At 45.2% G+C, this 26,055-nt stretch carries 20 protein-coding genes, 2 tRNA genes and 2 pseudogenes; 12 read left to right on the forward strand and 12 right to left on the reverse strand.

The window, feature by feature from the left end:
- Positions 1-160 precede the first annotated feature (160 nt).
- From AACQ75_RS05520 to AACQ75_RS05535, 4 genes are all read left to right on the forward strand, one after another.
- A tRNA-Val gene (locus tag AACQ75_RS05520) sits at positions 161-237 on the forward strand.
- 37 nt (positions 238-274) lie between these two features.
- Positions 275-351: transfer RNA gene (locus AACQ75_RS05525), tRNA-Val, on the forward strand.
- Between the two features lie 283 nt (positions 352-634).
- Positions 635-1,687, forward strand: a complete 1,053-nt coding sequence (locus AACQ75_RS05530; RefSeq protein WP_088732541.1) for a lactonase family protein — start codon at positions 635-637, stop codon at positions 1,685-1,687.
- A 12-nt stretch (positions 1,688-1,699) separates the two neighbouring features.
- Positions 1,700-2,062 carry a RidA family protein gene (locus tag AACQ75_RS05535; RefSeq protein WP_088728898.1) on the forward strand — a complete coding sequence of 121 codons (363 nt, stop codon included), beginning with the start codon at positions 1,700-1,702 and terminating at the stop codon, positions 2,060-2,062.
- 114 nt (positions 2,063-2,176) lie between these two features.
- Here the strand turns inward: AACQ75_RS05535 and cydX are convergent, their stop codons facing one another.
- The 8 genes and pseudogenes from cydX to AACQ75_RS05575 all read right to left on the reverse strand — a co-directional run.
- Positions 2,177-2,257 carry a cytochrome bd-I oxidase subunit CydX gene (gene cydX / locus AACQ75_RS05540; RefSeq protein ID WP_170888457.1) on the reverse strand — a complete coding sequence of 27 codons (81 nt, stop codon included), beginning with the start codon at positions 2,255-2,257 and terminating at the stop codon, positions 2,177-2,179.
- A 19-nt stretch (positions 2,258-2,276) separates the two neighbouring features.
- Positions 2,277-3,413: a cytochrome d ubiquinol oxidase subunit II gene (cydB, locus tag AACQ75_RS05545; RefSeq protein ID WP_170888359.1), complete on the reverse strand. Its 1,137-nt coding sequence runs from the start codon at positions 3,411-3,413 to the stop codon at positions 2,277-2,279.
- Positions 3,414-3,424: 11 nt separating this feature from the next.
- Positions 3,425-5,005, reverse strand: a complete 1,581-nt coding sequence (locus AACQ75_RS05550) for a cytochrome ubiquinol oxidase subunit I (protein ID WP_170888360.1) — start codon at positions 5,003-5,005, stop codon at positions 3,425-3,427.
- 120 nt (positions 5,006-5,125) lie between these two features.
- Positions 5,126-5,724 (reverse strand): annotated as a pseudogene (locus tag AACQ75_RS05555) (HvfX family Cu-binding RiPP maturation protein).
- A complete protein-coding gene (locus AACQ75_RS05560; protein WP_017048643.1) occupies positions 5,721-6,467 on the reverse strand; it encodes an HvfC family peptide modification chaperone in 747 nt (248 codons plus the stop codon). The pseudogene AACQ75_RS05555 and the gene AACQ75_RS05560 overlap by 4 nt, the downstream one beginning before the upstream one ends.
- Positions 6,460-7,323, reverse strand: a complete 864-nt coding sequence (locus tag AACQ75_RS05565) for a DUF692 domain-containing protein (protein ID WP_170888361.1) — start codon at positions 7,321-7,323, stop codon at positions 6,460-6,462. The genes AACQ75_RS05560 and AACQ75_RS05565 overlap by 8 nt, the downstream gene beginning before the upstream one ends.
- The gene (locus tag AACQ75_RS05570; protein WP_170888362.1) at positions 7,311-7,625 is read right to left on the reverse strand and encodes a hypothetical protein; all 315 of its coding nucleotides are present in this window, start codon (positions 7,623-7,625) and stop codon (positions 7,311-7,313) included. Before AACQ75_RS05570 ends, AACQ75_RS05565 begins: the two co-directional genes overlap by 13 nt.
- A pseudogene (locus tag AACQ75_RS05575) lies at positions 7,615-8,250 on the reverse strand (MBL fold metallo-hydrolase); the annotation flags it as partial. The pseudogene AACQ75_RS05575 and the gene AACQ75_RS05570, both read right to left, overlap by 11 nt.
- A gap of 61 nt (positions 8,251-8,311) precedes the next feature.
- Between AACQ75_RS05575 and AACQ75_RS05580 the strand changes: the two are divergent.
- The 4 genes from AACQ75_RS05580 (at position 8,312) to AACQ75_RS05595 (ending at position 14,138) form a co-directional block, all read left to right on the forward strand.
- Complete coding sequence (locus AACQ75_RS05580; protein WP_249339345.1) at positions 8,312-8,497, forward strand: hypothetical protein; 186 nt, start codon at positions 8,312-8,314, stop codon at positions 8,495-8,497.
- Between the two features lie 153 nt (positions 8,498-8,650).
- Positions 8,651-11,455: a TolB gene (locus AACQ75_RS05585; protein ID WP_170888363.1), complete on the forward strand. Its 2,805-nt coding sequence runs from the start codon at positions 8,651-8,653 to the stop codon at positions 11,453-11,455.
- A gap of 353 nt (positions 11,456-11,808) precedes the next feature.
- A complete protein-coding gene (locus AACQ75_RS05590; protein WP_170888364.1) occupies positions 11,809-13,149 on the forward strand; it encodes a cytochrome ubiquinol oxidase subunit I in 1,341 nt (446 codons plus the stop codon).
- A complete protein-coding gene (locus AACQ75_RS05595; RefSeq protein WP_017042970.1) occupies positions 13,146-14,138 on the forward strand; it encodes a cytochrome d ubiquinol oxidase subunit II in 993 nt (330 codons plus the stop codon). The genes AACQ75_RS05590 and AACQ75_RS05595 overlap by 4 nt, the downstream gene beginning before the upstream one ends.
- A 63-nt stretch (positions 14,139-14,201) precedes the next feature.
- Here AACQ75_RS05595 and AACQ75_RS05600 read toward each other — a convergent pair whose 3' ends face one another.
- Positions 14,202-15,833 carry a methyl-accepting chemotaxis protein gene (locus tag AACQ75_RS05600; RefSeq protein WP_017044803.1) on the reverse strand — a complete coding sequence of 544 codons (1,632 nt, stop codon included), beginning with the start codon at positions 15,831-15,833 and terminating at the stop codon, positions 14,202-14,204.
- Between the two features lie 463 nt (positions 15,834-16,296).
- Between AACQ75_RS05600 and AACQ75_RS05605 the strand changes: the two genes are divergently transcribed.
- Positions 16,297-17,064: a potassium channel family protein gene (locus AACQ75_RS05605; RefSeq protein ID WP_017042968.1), complete on the forward strand. Its 768-nt coding sequence runs from the start codon at positions 16,297-16,299 to the stop codon at positions 17,062-17,064.
- Between the two features lie 46 nt (positions 17,065-17,110).
- Here AACQ75_RS05605 and AACQ75_RS05610 read toward each other — a convergent pair whose 3' ends face one another.
- The 3 genes from AACQ75_RS05610 to AACQ75_RS05620 form a co-directional block, all read right to left on the reverse strand.
- Complete coding sequence (locus AACQ75_RS05610; RefSeq protein WP_228209081.1) at positions 17,111-18,499, reverse strand: EAL domain-containing protein; 1,389 nt, start codon at positions 18,497-18,499, stop codon at positions 17,111-17,113.
- 254 nt (positions 18,500-18,753) lie between these two features.
- The gene (locus AACQ75_RS05615) at positions 18,754-19,674 is read right to left on the reverse strand and encodes an aminoimidazole riboside kinase (RefSeq protein ID WP_170888365.1); all 921 of its coding nucleotides are present in this window, start codon (positions 19,672-19,674) and stop codon (positions 18,754-18,756) included.
- Positions 19,675-19,758: 84 nt separating this feature from the next.
- Entirely contained in the window at positions 19,759-21,198 is a 1,440-nt protein-coding gene (locus tag AACQ75_RS05620; RefSeq protein WP_170888366.1) for a sucrose-specific PTS transporter subunit IIBC, read from the reverse strand.
- Positions 21,199-21,471: 273 nt separating this feature from the next.
- On the opposite strand from AACQ75_RS05620, the gene AACQ75_RS05625 reads away from it, so the two are divergent.
- The 3 genes from AACQ75_RS05625 (at position 21,472) to AACQ75_RS05635 (ending at position 26,044) form a co-directional block, all read left to right on the forward strand.
- Entirely contained in the window at positions 21,472-22,458 is a 987-nt protein-coding gene (locus tag AACQ75_RS05625) for a LacI family DNA-binding transcriptional regulator (RefSeq protein ID WP_010319758.1), read from the forward strand.
- A 118-nt stretch (positions 22,459-22,576) separates the two neighbouring features.
- Positions 22,577-24,256: a glycoside hydrolase family 32 protein gene (locus tag AACQ75_RS05630; protein ID WP_170888367.1), complete on the forward strand. Its 1,680-nt coding sequence runs from the start codon at positions 22,577-22,579 to the stop codon at positions 24,254-24,256.
- 249 nt (positions 24,257-24,505) lie between these two features.
- Positions 24,506-26,044 (forward strand): methyl-accepting chemotaxis protein, encoded by a 1,539-nt coding sequence (locus AACQ75_RS05635; protein WP_017044797.1) that lies wholly within the window; start codon positions 24,506-24,508, stop codon positions 26,042-26,044.
- Positions 26,045-26,055: the final 11 nt, after the last annotated feature.

Below are 26,055 nucleotides of genomic sequence, written 5' to 3' on the forward strand. Positions count from 1 at the left end.
GCTTACACCTATTGTTGATCCGGTTATTGTGCTTAAACCCAGAGTTGTGAATAAAAAACAGACAAGCTGGTGATAGATAAGCCAACTGGCTCAAAAACAAAGAAAATAGACTTGCACACAGCAAAAACAGCCGTTAATATCCACTCCGTTCTGAAGATATGCGTCCGTAGCTCAGTTGGTTAGAGCACCACCTTGACATGGTGGGGGTCGGTGATTCGAGTTCACTCGGACGCACCATTTCAGTTGCATGTATCATGCTCAAGAACAAAAATTTGGGTCTTTAGCTCAGTTGGTTAGAGCGTCTGGTCGACATCCAGAAGGTCGTTGGTTCGAATCCAATAAGACCCACCAAATTCAAACAAAGCCCGCCACGTGCGGGCTTTGTTGTATCTAAAAACCCACGTAACGTTATCGCGGAAAATTATTTAACAGCGAAGATGGATTTTATCCTCTAGGAAAAATAAACATTATTCCGAGCATGTTGTTCATTGATTGTGTTCCGCAATCGCCCGATTGGATTTAAGTTTGGACTGTATGGCGGTTTTCATCACTGCCATACAGGCAGCTTAATTAAATTATCCCAGATTAAGGTGAAATTTGGGTATAGTGTTTTATTTTTGATGATAGGTGGAAAATGAGCACACACACTGCCGCGCGTTTTTACATTGGTACTTATACGGATGCACCAAGCAGTAGTAACGGCGTTGAGCTGATTGAGCTTAACACCATCACGGGTGAACTTAGTGTTTTGCAAGAGGTGATGGCGACGCGTAACCCTTCCTACCTTCTTGAAACCACCAAGGGCTTTTACACTTTTAATGAGGTAGAAGCGAGCGACAACCCACAATTAATACACATTAACAAGGGCTCTGTTTCTCAAGTGCCACTGTCGGGTAGCTATGCATGTCATCTTGCTATTGATGCCAAGCAGCGCTATTGCGCCGTGGCGCATTATGGGTCGGGTAATGTGAACATTGTTCGTTTGGACGACACTGGCAAACCGGAGTTATGTATCGCTGATCTATGGATTAATGGTCAGGGGCCAAATGCAGAGCGCCAAACCTCACCTCACGCTCATCAGGTGGTTTTCCTTAAACAGTCGTCGCAACTGGTTGTGGTCGATTTAGGGAGTGATGCAATTCATTTTTTCGCCATCAACAGTGATAATCAGGCATTTTCATTGGCGCAAACTGTGGAGATGCCAGCGGGGAGTGGGCCGCGCCATGTGGTGTTTAATCACGCAGAAACCCGAGCTTTTGTGGTCTGTGAATTGTCGGAGACTTTGGTCACCTTAGTATTTTCCGGGACACAATGGCAAATAGAGGCAGAGTGCGATCTCTTGCCGAATGAGGCGAAAAGTGGAGCGGCTGCGGCGATTAAGTTGTCGCCCGATGAACGTTTTCTCTATGCTTCCTGCCGAGAGCAAAATAAAATCGTTCTTTTTGAACTATGCCAGCCACAACCGCAATGGATTGCCGCATTTGACGTCGGTGGCCAATTCCCGCGTGACTTCACTTTGTCTGCGGATGGAGATTGGTTGTTGGTTGCTAGCCAACATTCACACACAATCGCCAGTTATCGCCGAGATGAAACCACAGGCAGGTTGGTTGCCAGCGGCTTTAGCTGCAAAGTCGGCGCGCCAGTCTGTGTGATCGAACAGCACTGTTGCGAGTTATCTTTACCATAAAGAGAGAAATTAATGACTATTCATCGTATTAATCCGAGTAAACGTTGGTCTGACATTACCGTATTCAACGGCATTGCCCACTTTGTGGAAGTGGCTGATAGCGATACAAAAGCCGATATGAAAGGGCAGGTTGAGCAGATCTTAGCCCAAGCTGAGCAACAGTTAACGGCGATCGACAGCGACAGAAGCCGTGTGTTATCGGTGACGATTTATGTCACAGATTTTGCTCATTTCGCCGCTTTGAATGAAGTGTGGGATAGCTGGTTTCCAGAAGGATGCGCACCAAGCCGAGCCTGCGTTCAAGCGCAACTGGCTAACCCTGACTATCTGGTTGAAATGGCTTTTGTTGCCGCAGCTGGCCCAAAATTTCAGTAAATACGTTTCTTACGATGTGATAAAAAATGGCGCTAAAAACAGCGCCATTTTTTTATCTTAAAGCTTGATGATCTTAACGCTTCTTAACAGGTTATCTGCTTGTATATGAGTGAGTTACGATTCATCGAAATGCTCAGCTTGCTCAAGCCACAATCCATTGATTATGCCAAATGCGCAGGCGAGTAATACGGAAATACCACATCAGTTATCTCCTTTAGTACAGCGATGTGCTGTGGTTGCGAATATAATCATCACTCAATCGACCGAACATTTTGTAGTAACCCCAAGCCGTGTAACTGAGGATGACTGGCACCACTAAGATGGCGACAATCGTGATGATATTGAGTGTTTTCTGGCTGGATGTGGCATCCCAAATCGTCAAACTGTGTGATGGCATTAAGCTTGATGGCATGATCATCGGAAATAGCGCCACGCCTGCCGTTAAAATAATGCATGCAATAGCAAGGCTAGAGAATAAGAAGGCCCCGCCAGATGCTCTTTTCAGGCTTGCCCATATGCACGCCAATAAGCTCGCGATGCCCACGCAAGGGATCAACCACAGCATGGCGTGTGCTTGATAGTTATGCAGTAAATGGAGAGCGACGCTAACCACTTCTTTATGCAAGGGGTTTGAAGCGGCATCCGTCACAATCGGGCTCACGATAATATAACCCGCCATGTTGGCTGCAAAGAATCCGCCGATGAGAAATAAAGCCACGGCAATGCTGGCACTGACCAACGACGCGCTATGGGCTCGCTCACGTAACGCATCACAAGTTTTGAGCTGTAAAAACGTTGCGCCTTGAGTGACGACGATGGCAAGGCTGAGCAGGCCACACAGTAGCGGAAATGGCGTGAATAGATCCCAAAAATGGCCTTGGTAATCAAGCATCAATAAGTTATTGAGCTGAAAAGGGACTCCCACCAATAAATTGCCAAAACCAATGCCAAAGATGAGGGGCGGCACAACGCCACTGATGAACAGTGCGTTATCGCACGCCTTGCGCCATGAGGGATTATCGATTTTCGAGCGATAATCCATACCAATTGGGCGCAGCCATAACGCGGCAAGTAGCAACATCATCGCTAAATAGAAACTAGAAAATGCGGTGGCGTACACCAATGGCCAGATGGCGAAAATCGCACCGCCAGCGGTAATCAACCACACTTGGTTGCCATCCCAATGAGGCGCGATACTGTTGATCATCACTCTTCGTTCAACATCACTGCGTCCCAAAATGGGCAGTAGCGCTGCAACGCCCATATCAAAGCCATCGGTGATGATAAAACCAATCAATAGCACACCGATAATCGCCCAAGTCAGCAGACGTAAGGTTTCGTAATCAAACATTGTGTTCTCCCTTAATGGTGTACGTGAGATAGAGATCCGTGCCCATCTTGAGTTTCAAAATGGTAACGTCCGGTATGTAGGGCGCTTGGACCGCGTCGAGCAAACTTCACCATCAGGTACATTTCCACCACCAAAAATGCGCTATAGAGTAAGTAAACTAGGCCCAGTGAAATCCATAAATCGCTAGGTGATAGGTTAGATACGGCCATATTAACCGGAAGCACTTCGCCGATAGCCCAAGGTTGGCGGCCAAACTCAGCGACAAACCAACCCGCTTCGCTGGCAATCCAGGGAAGTGGAATAGCGAATAATGCCGCCTTAAGTAACCAAGGCTGAGTGCCGATTTTTCGCCGACAAAGTTGGATGAAACAGAGCCCAATCACAGCGAACATTGCCATACCGCAGGCCACCATGATGCGGAAGCTCCAAAACAGAGGTGCAACTTGCGGAATGGTATCTTGCGCGGCTTGTTTGATTTGGCTTTCAGTCGCATCAGTTACTTTATCGGTGTATTTTTTGAGTAATAAACCGTACCCCAAATCCTCTTTTAGCGTTTCAAACTGAGCAATATTTTGCGGTGAATCGTTACCATTGCGTAATTCTTCTAATAGCCCATAAGCAAGCATGCCATTGCGAATGCGCTCTTCACTGCGCGCCATCAAATCTTTTAAGCCGATGACGGGCTCATCCAATGAACGCGTGGCGATAATACCCATCAAATAAGGGACTTTAATCGCCGCGTCTGTGTGCATGGTTTCTTGGTTAGGTAGCCCAAACAGAGTAAAAGAGGCAGGGGCTTGTTCGGTATCCCACTCGGCTTCAATGGCGGCCAGTTTCATCTGTTGCACTTCACCTAAGGTGTAACCTGACTCATCACCTAGCAATAAAGTGGCGCTAATGGATGCCATGCCAAAAGCGCAAGCCACAGCAAATGAGCGACGCGCAAAGGGAAGGTCGCGCTTTTTCAATAGGTAGTAAGCGCTGATACCCATGATAAACAGTGCGCCTGTGGTGTAACCCGCCGCAACGGTGTGCACAAACTTCACTTGGGTTACTGGGTTAAAAATGACCTCAGTAAAGTTGGTCATTTCCATACGCATGGTTTGATAGTTAAACTCGGCACCGACGGGGTTTTGCATCCAGCCGTTGGCCATCAAAATCCACAATCCAGAAAAGTTAGAGCCTAAAGCGGTTAACCAAGTCACGCTTAAGTGCTGACGTTTAGAAAGGCGCTCCCAACCGAAGAAAAATAGCCCAACTAAGGTAGATTCAAGGAAAAAGGCAATCAAAGCTTCAATCGCCAGCGGGGCACCAAAAATGTCACCCACATAATGAGAGTAGTACGCCCAGTTGGTGCCAAATTGAAACTCCATAGTGAGACCGGTGGCAACGCCAACGGCGAAGTTGATGCCAAACAGCTTGCCCCAAAAACGAGTCATGTCTTTGTAAACGGTTTTTCCGGTCATCACATACAGCGATTCCATGATCGCCAGTAAAAACGATAAGCCAATGGTCAGCGGAACAAAAATAAAATGGTAAAGCGCCGTACTGGCGAACTGGAACCGTGACAGTTCCACCACATCTGTAAGCATAAAGTCTCCCTCCCGCCACCAAAATGGCAGGTAAGATAGTCAGAGATGAATGTGTGATTGATAACACCTGCCACTTGAAGCTGCGGGCGGCAACTTCAAGTTAGTAGGCATCATTAGGTGTTAAGCAGTTTGAGGCGTGCGAGTGAATGGTTTTTTTAGCCAGTAGTCGAGGCTGACGTAGCGGCCACCACCATAAATGAAAAGAACCATCAGCATCACAAAGTAAGTAGCCGCAAATTCCATCCCGTTATTGAGCATCACAGGGTCGCCAAGTTCTGTGATGTAGTTGTAGCGGCCCGGAAAATTGACCGCCAACCATTCAATAAAACCGTTTAAGCGCACCGTCGCTTCCTACTGCTGGTGGCAATCGCGTCCCAGCCATGTTTCCAGTGCACCATTGCGCTCGCCACACTCATCATGAGAATCATAGGGATAGCCATAATGCGAGTAAAAAGACCAAGTGCGATGCATATACAGCCGAGAACTTCTGTCGCGGCGGCTAAAAATGCCAGCAGTTCTGGAAAAGGTAGATTTAAACCACCATCGGCGGTTGAGGCGCCAAACCAAGCAACGGTTCCAGCGAAACCAACCACTTTGGAATGAGCACCGACAAAAATCACCGGCACGAGAAAAAGTCGAATCACAAGTAGTACTATAAAATCGAATTTTTTAAATTTTTCGATCACGCCATCGTACCAATTGAGGGCTGAGTGAATCATAGAGTTTCTCCTAATAAATATAGGCTGATGAGTCCTTGTTGCTGAAACGTTTGAACCCACGCCAAAAAATGGAAGTTGGATAGGTGTTGAGCTATCTGTTGTTCTAGTTGCGTTAGTGACTGCGCTGGGGCGTTTTGAATCATCTGAATTAGGGCGATATCTACTTCTCTGAGTTTTTGTGATACCACCTGATGCGATGCATGACGAAATACCCCATAACAGACAGTTTTCTGTTCTTGAATCAAAAAAGTGACCGATTCTGGATGGACAAGAAAAGGCACTTCGACCAGTTTTAACGTTGGGTTAAGCTGTATGCAAAACGCCTCCGGTTGAGCTTCAACATCATCCCACCATACGTTGAGATTCGGCACATGAGCGCTATCCATTTCAGCGTTGAAAACGATCCATTCATATTCAAGCAGTGCGATTTGCTCAGCACTGAGGTTAACACTGGCGTTATGGTTATTTTGCTGTTGGATAAACTGAACAAATTCAGTCGCAATCTGATGGAACTCAGGCTCCATAGCGCCATGTATTACCAGCCATTCGTCCGTCAAAATGTAGAGTGTTTCCTCGTTAAGTTGAGCGTAAAACAGAGGAAAAGTGTGCTTAATGACAGAGTAGATATTCGCTCGAATGAACTCTCGATAACGGCAGGGCGGTTCGCCTTGCGCGACAGGAGAGCGGATCACACAGGTCAGTGCGTGCATTGACATACTCATGTTCATTGGTGGTTTAAGCATGGCTACGCTCCACATCGATAACTAATGATGGCGCTGGTTGCATAATATCGTGACGGATAGTGCGCAACTCTTCAGTCAAAACCACCAGAGGAGGCACATGATGATCACGTTCAAGCAGCAAAGGACGGCTACCTTGTTGAGCGTAAGCATAACGAGCCAAGTCAATCACCTCTTGTTGTACTGGTTTGCCATGGGTATCGAGCAAGAAATCTTCGCGCTCTTTTAAGTGACCTGCGATGTGGTAATAGCAGATCGCTTCGCTCGGTAAAGTGGCCAGCATGTCAAACGGGCAGTAATTGTGGTTACGGCTATTCACATACACATTATTGATATCAATCAGCAGCTGGTAGCCGCTGCGCTCAACTATCTCAGCAATAAATTCGCCTTCGGGGATCTCCTTGCCGTAACTGTGGTAGTAGGAGATGTTTTCCAGCACCAAAGGGCGTTGCACAAGATCTTGAACGCAGTGAATGCGATCGACCAAGTAAGCAATGCTCTCTTTATAGCGCGGGATAGGCAGCAGTTCATACAAGTACCCTTGGGCATCACGCGAAAAGCTCAAATGCTCACTGTAAATGTCGATGTTAAATTCATCTAAAAATGCCGCTATCTTTTTCACAAACGCTTTGTTCAGTGGCTGACAATCGCCAATCGACAAACTCAGCCCATGTGCAACCAGAGGATAGTGCTTTGCTATCTGCTGTAACTGCTCGCGTTTAAGTCCGTCCATGTTCATCCAGTTCTCCGGAGCAAGCTCAAGGAAATCGATGTCGGGATGGTCAGGCAACTGGCATAGCAAATAGATGTGTTCGCTACGCAAGCCGATGCCTTTTGAAGTGCGATCTATTGCCCGCATACACCACCAGTGATTTTGCTGTTGGTTAGAGTAATGGTTTCAGCGGAAGGTGCGATTCCCTCTGCGGTTAAGCCACATTTACCATCTCTGGCGCGTACTAAACGTCCTTGCGGATCGCTTTTTAAATCCTGTTTCTCAAAGCGTTTTTCAGTACCACATTTGCCAGCCGCGCATTTGCCACTATTTTGCGAGGTGGGTTGCGCACTCACAGGTGCTTCCGTTGACGTTTCTGCAACGCTCATTGCAGGATGAAGAGCAATGGCCGAAGTCATCGCAATAGACAAAACAATTTTACAATTCATGGGTTATCTCCTTCACGGAACTCATTGGGTAGCTTGAGAGATCACGGGCGGCAATAACTTCGCCGTGATAAAACTGTTTGATGATCTTGGTGGACTCTGATTTATGTTTAAGGCCGACTCCCATCCAGTGGTTGAGCACGAGCAGTTTAGGATTGATTTTGGCTGCAATTTCGCCAATCACTGAAGGTTTAGCGTGCATAAATGCGGAAACTTCATCGGCTGACTCATGAACAGCCATCGGCATGACTAAAATGTCAGCGCCTTGAGCAAAATCGAGAAATGCTGGGTTACTGCCGTTTTGATCGGCAGAAATAACAATAACGCCCTGATCACTTTCAATACGATAAGCCAAACATGGCACGTCCCCATGAGGAATACCGGGTGCGTAAATGGTTAAACCGTCTTGTTGATACACTTTAGTTGGTGTCGTGGTTTTGTAAGGAACATCAGTGATGGTGACTGGGAACAAACCATCGCTGCCATCATATAAACCATTTGAATAAGCGTAAGCGCCATCTTTGCTATTAAAGAGTGCGTCCATATAGCCTGATAGGCTAGGGAAGGCTGATCCCGCTTGCGGGCCTGCAATATCTAGTGGGTCTTCTCGCTTAAAGAAGTAGCCGCCTATTCGCTGCGCCGAGATCGTGTTTAAGACCAAATAGAGTTACGACAAAGTGGTTGCTTGGATGAATGATGATTTCACGGCGATTTATGTCGATGGTTCAGAAGCAACGTCCAATATGGTTCGATTTCGAGAGGATGATGTAAAAGCTGGCTACGTGAAAATGAAGGTAAATCAACCAATTACCGCTTATGTCTGTTTTGGTCAATCGAGCGTTCCGATCAGTCAAATAGAGTGCGATATGAAATAGATTACTTATCAATGTTAAGTGCCATCTCCTTAAATGGGGGAGCAAATGATAGTCAGGCCTTATCCTGACAAAGCCATACATTTCGATACCCAATCCTTTTCTCATTCAACGTACAATCGCCGCACTTAATTATTGAAAAGGGTTGTTGTAACGATGTCAGCAAAATTTGTACTCTCACCCATTATGGGTTTGATGGTTTGTTTGGGTATGCATACACCAACAGTATTGGCTGAGTCAGTCGCTTGGGATCAAGCTGGTCAGCAATGGCAGACTCAACAATCGCAACATTTTATCGTGCACTTTCGCAGTGAATTGGCCCAGTACGCGGCGCATTCGTTAGATATTGCCGAGAAAGTGCATCAAGACCTTGCCAGTCAATTCTCAAAGATGCCAGCTGAAAAAACGCACCTAACGCTGGTGGATGACTACGACTATTCCAACGGTTGGGCAACGCCGCTGCCTTATGCTCAAATTCGCTTGATCTTAAATCCTCCCAGCGATGTCAATGGATTGGAAGGCAATGATGAATGGTTGCACATGCTCATCCGCCATGAATACACTCACATTGTTCATATGGAATTAAATGAGCGTGCGGTCACTGGAGCTCGACGTATTTTTGGCCGTCACACACTGCTTTTCCCGCATGCAATGACACCCTCGATGCTGTTAGAAGGGTTAGCGGTTTACATGGAAAGCCAAAATGAACAAGGTTATGGACGTTTGCACAATAGCCATTTTGCGATGCAAATGCGCATGGAAGTGGCGAGCGGACAACTAGCTGATCTCAACCAAATCGTGGTAGCGAATAAACGTTTACCGCTTGGCAGTAATTACCTCTACGGCGCGTATTTTATTGATTATTTAGCCAAAACGTATGGCGAAGACGCACTCCAACATTTTTTAAGCGATTACAGTGGCTACCTAATTCCGGGCGTTTTCTTAAACCGAAGCGCTCAACGTGCTTTTGGTAAAGACTTTTTTGCGCTTTGGCAAGAGTTCCGTGCCGATCTAATCACGCAGTTTTCAGATCAAATTGTGCAAAGTAAGGAACAGCCTTCAGAGGCTCAATCTCTCGATAGCCAGCCGTTTGAATATCTATTAGCCAATGGTGGATCAGAGCAATTACTGGCTTGGCGTCGTGATGGGGTTGATCGAGCAAATTTAGCGATGTGGGATAGTAAGCAAAATCAATGGCAGCGTTTATTGACTACAAAAAGCTTAACTAGCCTCGATGTTCATCCCCAGCAAGGTATCGTCGCGTCACAAGTGAATAGTTATCTTGACGGACGAGTGTTGAATGATCTTTATCGCTACGTTGATGGGCAGTGGCAGCGTTTAACCGAGCAACAGCGCTTTACCCAAGTACGTTGGAGCCGAGATGGGCAAAGTGTTTTCTCTACCCGTCATGAACAAGGGTTGCCTGAATTATGGCAGGTGACGCTGGATGGACAGCAAACTCGCTTATGGCAAGGCACATATGGTTGGGTCATTGGTGATATGGCGCTGTCTCCGACAGGCGACATTTATGCTTCCGTGAAGCAGCCGTCTAGCGCTTGGAATATCATGCGTTTTGTCGCCAAAGAGCAGTGCTGGTTGGCTGTCACTGAAACATCAGCAACCGAGCATCAATTGAGTTTTACCCAAGAGGGGGAGCTGCTGTTCAGCGCCGATTACACGGGGCGTTATCAGATCTACCGTATGGACTTGGCCAGTTTGCAGTTGGAGCAGTTAACCAATGAAATTGGCGGTGCTTTTTCTCCGCAATGGAATCAATCGCAAGGGCTTATCTACCAAGCTTATGAGCATGATGGTTACCATTTGCGCCACATTCCGGCGGTGACGGCTTTCAATGAGACTCCGCTGTCTTCCTTTGCCAAGGTGACATCCGTTGCTTCGACGCCGATATCTCAGGCCGAAAAAAGTGACACTACCGACTACTCACCGTTGTCGACTTTAACGCCACGTTATTGGGTTCCCGTTTGGCAAGGGGATGAGAACCAATCGTTACTTGGTTTCTCGACCAGTGGTTCAGATGTGTTAGGGCGACATCAATATGAAATCCAAGCGGCTTGGGATACAAAAAATGCGTTGGCGACGTACCAATTGGGATATCAATATGACAACCGTTGGCAAGCAACGCTCAGCCGAGAGCATGAGTTTAAGTTAAACCCATTGACCAATAAAGACGATCGCATTGTCCGCCAAGATGACTTGACGTTACAACGTAATTATTTATGGCATGGTCTCGATGATAACTTAACGTTTGGTATCGGAACTTATTGGCAGAAAGAGTCATTGATCAAAGCGCCTCAAGGTACGCGCTATACACAAGCCAGTGATGAGTGGCTTGCAGGGGCTGCGCTGCAATGGGATAACCGTGAAGGCTTATTGAATGTTCCCGGTTATGCGTGGGGTCATTACGCTGATTTGGTATGGGAGTCCAATGTTGGCGGTGATTACTCTGGACAAAAATGGCAGGCGCAGTGGCAAGCACATTGGGACCTCCCGGGGAGCTTCAACCTTACCACTCATCTTGCGGCAGGTTATGCGGACTCAAAAGCCAAACGGTTTGAGCTGGGCAGTTACGAAGGTGACAGCGCGCAGCTCTATGGCCGCCAACAGATAGCGTTGCGTGGCTACAGCTCTGCGGCTCAAGTAGGGCAAGTTTACGCGACACAAAGTGTTGAACTAAGCCGCTTATTGTATCGCGCTGAACGAAACTGGAATTTGTGGCCAATTGGCTTGGGGGATATTTCAGGTTCTGTATTTGTCGACTCAGGATCAAGCTGGAACGATAACCAAAACTACCAAGCCCTGACGGGGATTGGTGCTGAAGTGCAGATCGATACCATCGTACTTTATGGCGGCACGTTACCAGTACGGATTGGTTACGCTCATGGATTAGACAGTAAATTAGGCAAAGATGAAGTGTATATCAAGCTAACTGCTCAGTTTTAACCTTTTGTTAAGGAGGAAAGGGGCGCATGAAATGCGACCCTTTTTGCGTTGTAAGTCGAAGCAAGGCTTACTGCTTACTCAAACCTAACGCTTGTTATGGGGCACGGTTATTTTTTGTCATAATTCTTCCGTAATTTGATACATCTTTTTCCTCGGTCTTACTGCTGATGGTTGGTACAACTCATTGGCTGCGCTGTTCGGATTTTCATTCCTCTCAACCGACGAGGAGCCTTAGTGACTTTAAGTAAGAGAATCCTCAGGTAGTGAACTTAATTAGGTCGATCAACGTAATTAACAATTAAGTAAATTGTTGTTATTTGATTGCCTAGTATTTTTTGATTGAGGAAAGAGTGATGTTAGAGACCCTCATGTTGTCGCGGATCCAGTTTGCCGCCAATATCAGTTTTCATATTTTATTTCCAACCATTACGATTGCGCTTGCATGGGTGATGGTGTTTTTTAAGTGGCGTTTTGTACGAACGCAAGCTCAGTTGTGGTTGGACTTATATTATTTCTGGGTCAAGATATTTGCCCTGACTTTTGCGCTCGGTGTTGTTTCTGGTATCACGATGAGTTTTCAATTTGGGACTAACTGGCCAGGATTCATGGAGAGAGTCGGTAACGTCGCTGGGCCATTGTTAGGCTACGAAGTGATGACGGCTTTCTTTATGGAGGCGACTTTCCTTGGCGTGATGCTTTTTGGGCGTGGAAGAGTACCTGAATGGGTGCATACTTTAGCAACAGTGCTGGTGGCGATAGGCACATCACTCTCTGCTTTTTGGATTTTAGTTTTAAATAGTTGGATGCATACACCCGCTGGTTATGAAGTGATTGAAGGCATTGTTCATGTCACCAGTTGGAAAGAGGTTATTTTCAATCCTTCTATGCCGTATCGGCTTGCACATATGTTGCTGGCTTCTTTACTCACCGCAAGTTTTGTCATTGCAGGGATCTCTGCTTACCAATTTTTGTGTAATTCACAACTGGAAGAAGCGAAAGTGGGCCTTAGAGTCGGCATTATTCTCGCGGCCATTGCTATACCAATACAAATTTTTGTTGGCGATTTACACGGTTTAAATACGTTAAAACACCAACCCGCTAAAATTGCCGCGATGGAAGGGGTGTGGGACACGGAGCAAGGAGCACCGTTACTCTTATTCGCTTGGCCGGATGAAGCCACACGTAGCAATCACTTTGAACTCGGCATTCCTAAATTAGCCAGCTTAATACTCACGCATGACCTCGACGGTGAAATTGTGGGTTTAAATCAATTTGCACCGGACCATCCCCCAGTTAAGCCACTGTTCTTTGGCTTTCGAATTATGGTCGGAATTGGCGTGCTGATGCTGCTAGTGAGCTGGTTTGGTGCATGGCGTTTAATTCGTAAAAAAACCTTACCCAAGTTCTACCTTTATACCGTTATCGCGATGACGTTTTCAGGATGGGTAGCCACATTAGCAGGGTGGTATGTTACTGAAATTGGCCGTCAACCATGGCTTGTTAGTGGTGTATTGCGTACTTCTGATGCGGTCACTGCGATTGGAAGTGGTTCTGTTGTGCTGTCATTAGCCATGTATTTAACCATTTATGCCGTATTGCTAGTTGCTTATATCCATACACTGTTTTATTTAGCAAGGCAGTTCTCCACAGGCATAACGATTCAACCGATTGACGAGCAAAAGGCACCATTATGATCTCTTATCTACCGGAAATTTATCTTTTACTGCTTGGTTTTAGTGTTTTCATGTATGCGGTACTTGATGGTTATGATTTGGGTGTCGGTATTTTATTACCCCAAAATAATGAGCAACAGCGCGATAGAATGATCGCCTCAATTGGTCCTTTCTGGGATGCCAATGAAACATGGCTAGTGCTAGGCGTTGGTATTTTATTGATTGCGTTTCCAAGTGCACATAGCTTGATTTTGACAGAGCTGTATTTGCCCACCGCACTGATGCTGATCGCATTGATTATGCGTGGTGTAGCGTTTGATTTCCGTGCAAAAGCGAAAGCGGATCATAAAGACCACTGGGACTTGTGTTTTAAAACCGGTTCTTTACTTGCCGCATTAACCCAAGGTTACATGATTGGACGGTATGTGATGAGCTTTGAGGAGTCGATGCAGGCTTATGGCTTTGCACTACTCAGTTCGCTGTGCGTGACGGCCGCTTATGTTTATATCGGTGGTGCTTGGCTGGTGTTAAAGACCGAAGGCGCGTTACAAATTCGAGCGGCGCGCTGGTCACGCCGCGCGGGTTGGTTGGCCGCGCTGGGTATTTTTTCAGTCAGTATTGTTAACCCGTTATTTAACCCATTGGTCGCGGAACGTTGGTTTAGTTTCCCTGAAATGCTGTTATTAGCTCCTGTTCCGCTGGTGGTGTTAGTCACGATTTTTATGGTTGATCGCTATTTAAAAAGAGTGCCTGTAGTGAATGATATGGGAGTTCAATGGCCATTTTTTGGCGTGATGCTAATTTTTGCATTAAGCTTTCTTGGATTAGCCTATAGCTTTTTCCCTGATGTCGTCCCCGGGATAATGACGGCTCAAGAATCAGCCGCCTCTACGGCTAGCTTATTGGTAGTGGGCATTGGTGTCGTGATTGTGATGCCGATGATCTTGCTGTACACCTTTGTGGTTTACCGAATCTTTAAAGGTAAAGCGACAGATTTAAGCTATAAATAGCAAGAGAATGGATACTATAACGGCCTCAAAAGAGGCCGTTATTTTTAAACCCACGATATGAGGTTAGACTTGGAAGCGACGTACCGTATTTTGTAGCATTGCTGCTAACTGGCTAAGTTCGACGCACGCTTGAGCGGCACTGGAAGAACCTTGTGCAACTTGCTTGGCTGATTCACTAATGCGTTCGATATTGCGGCTGAGCTCTTCGCTAACCGAATCTTGTTCTCCGCACGCACTGGCGATTTGAATGGTCATATCTGCAATATGCGCGCTTTGATTACTAATGTGGTCAATCGCGATTTGAGTTTGGCCACTTTGCTCAACACATTGTCCCATAAGTACACTGCTTTGTGACGTCGCTTCACGAGCACGAAGTGCGCATGTTTGTAGGCTTTGGATAATATTGACGATGTCGCCCGTCGATTGCTGAGTTTTGCCAGCTAAAGCACGGACTTCATCAGCCACAACGGCAAAACCACGCCCTTGTTCACCAGCACGCGCTGCTTCAATTGCTGCGTTAAGTGCAAGCAAATTTGTTTGGTCGGCGATGTTGCTTATCACGTCAACGACAACGTTAATTTGCTGCGCTTGCTGCTCAAGTTCTAATACGCGTTGTTCTGCTTGATCAATTTCTTGAGTCACAAGAGAGATAGCATTCGCGACGGAATCCATCTGTTTTGACCCAAGGATGGATTGTTGGTTGCTTTCACGAGCGGCGTCAGAAGCGACTTCTGTGCTTCGTGCCACTTCTGCAACCGTTGATTTCATTTGCGTCATGGCCGTAGCAATGTGCATGACCTCGACCTGTTGCTCTTGCATGCCCTGTGATGTCTGTTCAGAGACGGCGCTAACTTCATCGACAGCATGAGATAGTTGAGTCGCTCCGGCGATGATCTCTTCCACCATTGAGCGTAAATTCTCTTGCATACTTGAACACGCATCGGCCAATTCACCTAGCTCATCTTGCCCAATATGCTGACGTGCTAATCGATGGCTTAAATTACCTCCAGCAATGGCGTTCGCTTGCTGTACAACCAACTGTAGTGGCTGGCAGATTAAGCGAGAAAGTAATAGTGTAATGAACACCATAAACGCTATCAGCGCAACGATGCTGCCTGTGGAAAATGAGGTGATAGCTTGAATAAGCGTCATCAGTTCAGAGCGATTTTTGGCAACAAAGGTTTGGTTTAAATTGAGAAGATCGTCAATCGCACTCTCTAGGCGTTCAAATGTAACCAAAGAGGCTGAGATATCCCCTTGAGCTTTTACGATATTTTGATTGAGGATATCGTCATTAAAAGAGCCAAGCGCAGTCAAGTAGTCACGCCAGAGGTTTTTAACTGGCATAAAAATCGAACGCTCGTGATCGGTCCAAACCGCACGCTCATAGGTGGCTAGTGCACTATCAATTGCTTGATAGTGTTCCTGCATCCAACGAATATCCTCCGTAATTTCGGCTTGATCGGTTGCGGAAAGCAAACTGATTTGAGCACGTCGCACAGAAGCCATATTGTATTTGACGTTATTGACCATCATCATTGATGGGAGTGTGTCATCCGTTAGATTGAGTAGGTCATCTTGTATTTCGTTCAATGAACGATATAGGTAATAACCGAAGGCGATGTTGACTAACGCGATAATAGTAAAGGCAAGCGCAATTTTTTTACGAATGGCTAAATCTTTTAAAAAAGACATGGTAATAAGTGACCTCGGAGTAAAACAACGGAGTTATACCTGTCCCACTTGCAGCATTGCTGTATTGATCACGTTCATTGACGCCAATTCCACCATTTTATTGATGTTTTTTCGGCCTCACTTACTGGTCATCGGCAGCATCCTAAGTGGCTTGGGTATCGGGTCACGTCCATATGAAAATAGAGAGATATCCATAAAGTTGTGCATCGTATCACAATTGAAACTTGACTCCTATGGTGTTTTTGAGATTTTTGTGAGTGAGATATTGGGTGTGGAGAGCTTAGAATAACGCTCAAGACGGTTATTTTAAGCTTTGTTAAGGTCACAATTCTTTACATCTCAACCACCTAGTTTATAGTGATTTCCATTTTGAATTGGGTGCTAATTGGGTAACGAAAGGGATGGTTGTACTGTTCACTTGGTACTTTTGGCGTTAAGGTAAACGGAAAAAGGTATTTGAATCATGAAATTAAAAACACGTTTACAACTACTGTCTGCGATCGAACATAAAACTGAAATTCCGATGCTGCTATTATCGGTAGTGTATGTGATCGTCGCTTTACTACCAGATATTGCACCTTTACAACCCGAAGAGCTTGATTTTCTGGAGCATCTGCTTTGGATTATTTGGGCATTGTTTGCAACGGAGTTACTGGTTAAGGTCTTACTCAGCCCACATCCAGTGCGTTACATGGTAAAAAACTGGCCTGACGTGTTGATTGTGGCCATGCCATTCCTACGTCCGCTCCGTTTTTTACGCATTTTACTGATCTTGCCAAGAGCATGGCGTCAAACAAAGGCGGTACTAAGACAAAAAACACTCAGCTTTATTGGGTTAACCAGCTTATCGACAGTGCTTCTTTCTGCGGCTTTTGTCTATTTGGTTGAAAAAGGCACGGATAGCCCAATCAATGATTTTTCTGATGCGATTTGGTGGGCAATGACCACGATTACTACTGTTGGTTACGGCGATATGTATCCAATCACTCCATTTGGGCGTGGTGTTGCCGTGTTTCTGATGTTGACGGGTATTACACTTTTCGGTTTATTGACCGCGAGTGTCGCCTCATTTTTTATTGAAGAAGATGGGCAATCAGCAGAGTATAATAGTGCACATCACACGAAACAGCTTAATAAAGTATTAAAACAACTTTCTGTTCAACAACCTGTTCGCAAGCGTTTTCATTTAGCTCGCTACCGTGCTCAGTTGGCCTCTCGTCATAAGAAATAACCACTGAAGTTCTAGTTATCATCGTATTGGAATGCCAGAGATTGATCTAGGTGGTTTTAAGCAGAGTGATAAACTCACTGAGCGGCATAGGTTTATAAAAGAAATAGCCTTGTAAATAGTCAATTTCTCTTTCGTTCAAAAAGTCAATTTGATCTTGGGTTTCCACACCTTCTGCGATGGTTTTTAACCCAAGTCGCTTAGCTAAATCGACTAAGTTTTCAACAATATGACTAGAGATCGCATCACTACCGATCATGGTAATAAAGCTTCTGTCGATTTTTAAAATATCAAACTTGAACTCTTGCAAATAGTTCAAACTAGAGTGACCCGTACCAAAATCATCAATTGCTAGCAACACACCTATTTTATCCAATGACTGGAAGAGCTTTTTTGCTTCATCACTATCAATAACCAACTCTCTCTCAGTGAGCTCTAACGTTAAAATATGCTTACGATTGTCGAAGGTTTCAATAAAGTGTTTGCAATCATCAAACAAATTGGAAGCTACGCAGTGCTTGGCTGAAATATTAAATCCAATACTGAAATGCTCTGGAAATTGTGACTGATGTAATGAAAGTTCACGCTCTACTTGTGACATTAACTGAGTCGTAATAGGAATGATTAGCCCAGATTCCTCCGCTAAGGGAATAAAAAGATCGGGCCTCACTAATCCATGAACAGGATGTTGCCAACGAGCAAGAACTTCAATATGGCTGAGCTGGCCACTACCATCAACAATCGGTTGTACATACGGAATGAACTCGTTGGATTGAATAGCGCGTTTCACTTCTCCTTGCATTGACGAAGCTTGGCCGAGTTTCCAAAAAACAAATCCTCCTAAACTGATTCCCATTAAGAGAGCTAACATCGCACTGGTTTGTTTGGTGTTTTTAAAATAAAGCCAGTAGTCATCAATAGTTAATAGGGTCGATAGTGAATAAGGGTAGCGTTCTGAAGTATTAATAATTGTGGGAAATAACGGTTCGGAAGTTACAACGCCAGTCTCGTCGAGGTGATTTTTGCCAACGTGAAAATAAAGTTTGCCATAGCGATCAAGTAAAATAAGCATGTTAGTTAGGTAATAGGAACTAATTCCAGTGATCACCATACCTTGTTCGTAGCTTCTGTGAAAAGCCAACACAGGCCGGAGAGGTGTGAGTCGATTACCTGCCATTAAATAGAGCTCACCACTGACATAGCTGTCGATTTGGTAGTGATCGTTTACTTGACCGGTTAACGAATTACAATAAATCGTATTTTGTTTGGCTAAATTGATGGTCCGGATATCGGGAGTTGTCGCCACTAGCTCGCGCAAATAACGAGTAGCATCTAGGCAATCCATATTAAGGTAGGGCGCCGCACGCTCGTTGGCAACATGAGCATTTCTTAGCAGTAGATTAATGTAATCTATGCCTTTTACCAGAACGCTTTGCATGTGATGATTCAAATCAGCTCGTGTCTGCCAAGCGATAATTGGGCTAGCTACAACGATGGGCAGTAAGCAAAATAGTAAGCTAACTACCCACCGTCTACATCGTTCATATTTTACAAATGTCTGCATCTGGTCCGAGTGCTATTTGTTTAATCATGCAGTAAGCGTAGCAAATATCCTCTGAAAATCATCCGTTTATTTCGCAGTTTGCTTGAACTTCAACACGACTTACGTCTTTGTAAGTACAAGCCATCATTTTAGCCAATCCATTGATCAAGCATGTGTTTATCTGGTAGCGCTGTCATTGCCCCTTTTTGAGTGGTGGCTAATGCTCCGCAGCCATTAGCCCATTGCACTGCGTTTATGATAGTACCCTTAGTAAGCCACTCTTTATGTAATGACAGCTGGCACAGCAATCCACCGACAAAAGCATCTCCGGCACCTGTTGTATCGATAGGTTTTACGGCTTTTCCCGTAATCAGTGTTTGCATCTCTGCGGTGATCACCAGTGCTCCTTTTGCGCCTTGAGTAATGACAATCAGCGGAATGTTCAATTCTTTCACTGAGATTAATCCCTGCTCAAGGCTAGGGCGCTGCGTGAGCAAGAGCAGTTCGTCATCGGAAAACTTAACCACATCCGCCATTGCCACCACGCTCATCACCACTGGGATCATCTCTTCGGAGTTAGGCCAGACCCCTTCTCGTAGATTGGGATCAAAACTGACAAATCCCCCGTTGGCTTTGATGCGTTTAATCGCTTCAATGGTAGTGCTGCGACTCGGTTCACTGGCCAGTGCAATGGAGCAACAATGCAGCCATTCGCCCGCTAAAAAGGTGGGAATATCTGAACATTGGATGAATTGATCCGCGCTCGGTTTCACCATAAAGGTAAAACTGCGTTCGCCGTGCGAGTCTAAATCGACCACGACGGTTGATGTTCTTTGCTGTTCATCCAACTGCAAATATCGGGTGTCTACTTTCTCTTCGGTTAATGTGGATTGCATAAAGCGCCCCATAGGGTCATTACCCACACGGCCAAAAAAGGCGCTATTACCCCCCAATCTTGCGATGGCAACAGCCACATTCGCCGGAGCACCGCCCGGACATTTTAGATAGTGTGCTTCACCATCAGGAATTAAGTCGACGACCGCGTCGCCTGTCACCCAAACTCGATTCATTTTTTCTTCCAATATCCGTGTTATTCGCTGAAGAAATAAGCCCACTCACATCGAGCGGGCTTAGGAGCATAACAGCCTTGGGGGTTACGCTGTTGCTTGTTTATTAAGCTTTGCGCGCTCTTTGGCACCCAAAACAAGTGTTAAGGTAAAGGCAATGACAAAAGAAATCAGCATACCAATCATGTAGTAGCTGATTTTCTCTGGGTTAATAGAAATCACTCCTGGAAGCCCAGCCGCGCCTAACGCTTGTGCTTTGACATTAAACAAGGTAATGAATGCACTGGCACAAGCTGAACCGATGATCGCAGCAATAAATGGGTAGCGAAGTTTCAGGTTTACACCGAACATAGCGGGTTCGGTAATGCCCAGAAGGGCGGTCACACCTGATGGAATCGCAATGCCTTTTAATTTGATATCTTTGGTGTTCATACCAACCGCTAAAGCTGCTGCACCTTGTGCGACGTTTGACATGGCCGCAATAGGAAAAATAAACGTACCGCCAGTAATGGCGATGTCAGCCAATAGTTGTGTTTCGATAGCAATAAAGCTGTGGTGCATGCCAGTAATCACAAACGGTGCGTAGATAAAGCCAAACAGTGCACCACCAATGAAGCCAGCAGAATCGTATAGCCAGTTCAGCCCATCACCCAATAGAAAGCCGATATCGCGAGTAATCGGGCCTACCAGTGTGAAGGTTAAAAAGCCTGCAATGAAAATCGAGAGCATAGGCGTCAGTAAATTATCCAGTACAGAAGGGATAATTTTGCGCAGGCCATTTTCGATTTTTGCAAGAATAAAGGCGGAGACTAAAACGGGTAAGACAGAGCCCTGATAGCCGACTTTCTGGATCTCAAAGCCAAAAATATTCCAAGTAGGGATGGTGCCTGCGACAGACGCGCCGCCAAATCCCCAACCATTAAGCAGGTCTGGGTGAACCATCAACATACCTAATGCAGCGCCAAGAAATGGGTTGCCGCCGAATTTTTTTGAAGCAGAAAATGCCAACAAAACAGGAAGATAAACAAAAGGGGCGTTAGCGAAGGTGTTGATCATGCTGGCAAGATCAGCCAAGCCCGGGTTGGCATCAATCAGTGACTGCCCTTCGATAAAAAGCCCAGTAGCTGTCAGTACATTGAACAGCCCCATCAATAAACCGCCAGCGACGATGGCCGGGATAATAGGGACAAAAATATCCGACAACCCTTTAACGGCGCGCTGAACTAGGTTCTGCTTTTGTGCACCCGCGCTTGCAACATCATTGGTTGACATTTCAGCAAGTCCGGTCAGCTTGGCCATTTCCGCATAAACTTGGTTCACGATACCGGAGCCAAAAATAATTTGATATTGGCCAGCGACTTTGAATTGTCCTTTGACACCTTCAAGTGAATCAATGGCTTGTTCATCAACCAATGCGTCATCTTTTAGCGCTAATCTTAAACGTGTTGCACAGTGAGCAAGGGCTTGGATATTTTCTCTGCCACCTAATTGCTCTAATAATTGTTTTGCTATGACTGGATAGTTCATAACCCACCCCGGTTGTTGTTTGGTATCCAGATGACTTGATCTCTTTAAGATAAGCATGGTGGATAAAGTTAAAATAAGTATTTTTGGGAACGTTTGCAAAATGGATTTTTGATGAATAATTCAAAGTAGTCAAAAGCCAACCATTGATTCTGTGAATTAGATCAGTAAAAGAGAGATCGATAATTCTACAAACAGCGTTAGAATCACACTATTCGATCGTTTGCCGCGCTGAGTTTTGCAAACAATCCCAAAACAGAATAAGTAAGGTTATGTATGTCGAGTTTGCACGATGTCGCTAAGCTGGCCGGAGTTTCTAAATCGACGGTTTCACGCGTTGTAAATGATGAGTATGGTGTTAAAGAGTCTACAAAAATCAAAGTGTTAAAGGCAATTTCCGAATGCGGCTATATGGTCAACCAAGTCGCTAAAGATCTCAAATCACAAAAAACCAATTTAATTGGAGTCATCGTTCCGCGAGTCTCTTCGCATGCGACAGCACAAGGCGTTGATGGTTTAAGTGCCATATTTGAACAAGCAGGCAAACACGTGTTGCTCGCCAATACGCATCAAGATCACGCTAAAGAGTTGGAATATATCCAAATATTTAATCAAAAGAGGGTCGAAGGCATTGTACTTTACGCCACACACCTTGATATGCCATTAGTAAAAGCAATCCAACAATCTAATGTCCCGGTGGTCTTGGTTGGGCAAGATGGCTCACTGCACGATATCCCGAGTATTGTTCATGATGATCTTCGCGTTGGATTCGAAGCGGGTAAACGGTTGATAGCAAAAGGTTGTCAACACATTGGTTTTATTGGTGTTCAGAGCGATGACGTAGCGGTGGATTGTTTACGTTCTCAAGGGTTAGAGCAAGCACTGGGTATCAACAATTTAACCTTGTTGTTTCATGTGCGTGGTGATTTTTCGATTGAATCTGGTTACTTACAAGCTAAAACATTAATCACGCAATACCCACAATTAGATGGTCTTTTTTGCGCAACCGATAGAATTGCGGTTGGAGCGGTGAAAGCACTACAAGAGTCTGGAGTTCAGGTTGGATCGCAAATAAAAGTATTAGGAGTTGGCAATGATGAGCTCGCATTTGTCAGTAACCCAAGCTTATCAACATTCAACTATGCCTTTGATAAAGCAGGTGAAAATGCAGCCAAGATGTTGCTTGAACGTATTGCTGGTCGTGGGCAGGAGATGAGTAAAGTCGTGTTAACATTCCAAAATATCGAACGTGAAACCGGCTAAGACTGAAGGTACTTGCTGAGGGGAAGCCCGCATAATTGAGGGCAATATTTCACCAATGCTTGCAAGCAGGCTTATTTTTTTATATTTTGCAATCGTTCCCAGAAATTGAGTGTAAGTCATGTCATTAGAAACAGTGCCAGTGGAAAAAATGTCATTTGAAGAGATGGTGAGATTAGTTGGCGGCCCGGCCAATATTCAGCGAGTACTCGCACCAAGAGGCGAAATCGTTATTGCGCTGCGAGATCCAGCTTTAGTCAATGTTTTGCCTAGCCACATGCGATTGCGTGAAGTGCTCGGTGAATGGCAGCTTTCATTTTTGATTCAACAAGATAGCATCAATGAATATGCCGATGAACTGATCAACAGTTTAGGTCGAATGATTGACTCTCAGCTGCGGCTTAATGCGTACGCCTATTCCTCGCCAAACGATTGTCCCTTTCGTCCAACGTGGCATATTTCTCCGCCGCAAGGGCTGCTCAATGACCCAAACGGTTTCATTTATCACCAAGGAAAATATCATCTTTTTTATCAGTGGTATCCTTATGGGTGTGAGCACAAGGATAAATATTGGGTACAACTGACGAGTACTGATCTTATTCACTGGCAATGGCAAGGTATTGCACTGACTCCATCAGACTGGTATGACAGTCACGGAGTTTTTTCTGGTCATGCTTTAAGTCACAACGATGAGTTGATGCTTTTCTATACTGGCAATGTTCGGTTAGGTGAACAGCGATTGCGTCAAACAACGCAGTGTTTAGCTGTGTCGCAAGATGGCCTCCGTTTTGAAAAACGTGGCCCAGTGATCCGTAATTTGCCAACGGGTGTCACGGAACACATTCGCGACCCTAAAATAGTGCGCCACCGAGGCAAATGGCTCATGTTGCTTGGCGCGCAAACAACGCAGTTGCAAGGTCGGATCGCTATTTACCATTCACATGATCTTAAAGAGTGGCATTTCGATGGTCTATTTGGTGAAGAAATCGCACCGCTAGGTTACATGTGGGAATGCCCTGATATGTTTGAAATTGCGGGCCAAAGTTATTTTGTTTTTGGCCCTCAAGGGATTATTTCAGATAACGTGAACCACACAGTTGTCCATCAAAATCGTATTGCAAAAGTCTTATGGGATGAAAATGATCATCCTCACTTTTGTCATCTGCAACCACTGGATCACGGCTTTGATTTTTATGCCCCTCAAACAATGCAAACGGCAGACGGGCGGCGCGTCTTGTGTGCATGGATGGGGCTGCCTGACGAAATTAATCATCCTAGTTGTGACAACGGCTGGCTGCATCAACTTACGGCACTGCGAGAGTTGAGTCTTGAGAATGGTCAAATTATTCAAAGGCCTATAAGGGAGCTAGAGCAGTTATGCCACCACCCGTTAAGTTTGGAGTTGAGCGATAAATGCACCATTCTTAACACCAAAAGTTTTGAAATGTGCATCACTTTGCCTTGGGGGGCAAGCTTACGTTTGTTTGAAAAAGATGAGCAATACGTTGAATTGAGTTTAGATGCCCAGCAAAAAGTATTACGCTTTGATCGTTCCCATACTTTGATACGTCAAGGTGATGTGATTCGTGAATTGGCCTTAGAATGTGAACAGGTTGAGCTGCAGATTCTCGCGGATAATTCTTCATTAGAAGTGTTCATCAACGGCGGAAAAGCTGTGATGACTGCAAGAGTGTTTACTGAACAAGAGGCGACAGGAGTATCACTATTAAATGCGTTGACCACGGCCAAATACTCTTCTATCCAGCCCGTTAGCGCTTCTTCATTCGCTACTCAATTCTAAATTAAGCCGAAAGTAAACTTTCGGCTTAAAAAATAATAGCCTTTTTCTTTCTTGGTCTATCCTTAAGTAAAAGATAAGTGAGATCAACATGATCGGTATGAGTTCAGACAATAGCAGAGATGATATTGACCTCTCTTCTGGTCTGCATTGTCCTATTCATTAAACACAAGAGTCAGATGGTTATCATGCGGTGCGATGAAGCCAACGCACAGTGCTTAACTCATACCATTGATTAAGGCGAAATGAAGTATGTGGAAAAGTGTCAAAGTGATCTTTGTTACCCAAGTTGTTCTGGCAGTGTCCATTGTGTTGGGCATTTCTAGTTACATTGATTACCAGTCAAAGAAAGCGGAGCTACAGCATAGCCTAGATACATCAATCTTGAATGCAAAAGAGCGTTTGAGCTACAGCCTACCTAAAGCAATTTGGGATTTTGATTTACATGCCGCCAAACTCACTATTTCAGCAGAGTTAAATAACCCAGACATACAAGCGGTTAGAGTGAAAGATGCGGGTGGTACACCGCTTCTTTTCCTGAGTACATCACCCGACTCTCAAGATGTGAAAGAGATGGAGCCCAATGAGGGGAAACAATACGAATCCATGCTCTCTTCGGTGCAAAAGCTCACCTTTGTTGAGTATGAAAAGGAAAATGAAGTTGGTCAGGTAGAGCTTTTCTATAACACAGATAGGCTAGAAAAAACCTTGTTACAAAGTCTGCAATATAGCCTGATTGAGTTGCTGATTTTAGATAGCGTAATGATTGTATTCCTAATTTTGGCGTTAACGAAAACCGTCCTTCGCCCGCTCAACGATTTAACAGAGCGAGTGGCCGATCTTGCAACCGGTGAAGGGGATTTAAGTCGTATCATTCCAGAACCCAAATATAGAGAGTTTTCGCAGATCATCCGCAGTATTAATCATTTTACGGAGTCGCTAAGGGAGATAGTTGTACAAGTAACGAATGCTTCTGTGCAGTTAAAAGACACCGCAGAGATGAGTGGTCAGGTTGCCATGAGAAATGCGCAGCAAATTGATCAACAAAAACACAGTTTATCGACTGTCGCTGCCGCTTCCACACAGATGAGTCAGTCGGTGGCAACAGTGGCTGAAACCGCTAATGACGCCGCAAGGCAAGCAAGTGAGGCTTCTCAACTGGTCGATAATGTTTACCAATCAATAGAACGCTCTGCTGCCGAGATTGTAAACATGCGTTCCGAAATGGGTTCGGTAAACGCGGAAATGCATAAGCTGCTTGATGAAGGGCGAAAAATATCAACGGTGGTCGGGGTGATTAATGACATTTCCGAGCAAACCAACTTGCTGGCACTGAACGCTGCTATTGAAGCGGCACGCGCAGGTGAGCATGGCCGTGGTTTTGCAGTAGTGGCTGACGAAGTGCGCAACCTTTCGACCAAAACCAGCCAATCCACCGAACAGATCCAAACCAATATTCGCTCACTTAGCAGTGCAACAGAATCGGTTGAGCAAGAAATTATTCGCATCTCTAATTTGTTAGAAAGCACCGCTAAGCGAGTATCAGAGTCACAACATTCTGTGGAGCAGGTGAAAAATACTATCTCTGAAATTTCTGAAAGAAATGGCGAGATTTCGCATGCCACAGAAGAGCAGAAACAAGCCATTGATGAAGTCAGTCAGGCGATTGTTGAAGCATCAGAGGCCACTAATGAGCTGTCGAGTAGTGGTCAAGATAATGCTCAGAGAACGAAAGAAGTTCTTCAACTGAGCTCAAATATTAAAACTCATATGCGTAAGTTCAAAACATAAGTTCCACCTTC

Source organism: Vibrio sp. B1-2 (assembly GCF_963888445.1).
Lineage (GTDB): Bacteria > Pseudomonadota > Gammaproteobacteria > Enterobacterales > Vibrionaceae > Vibrio > Vibrio anguillarum.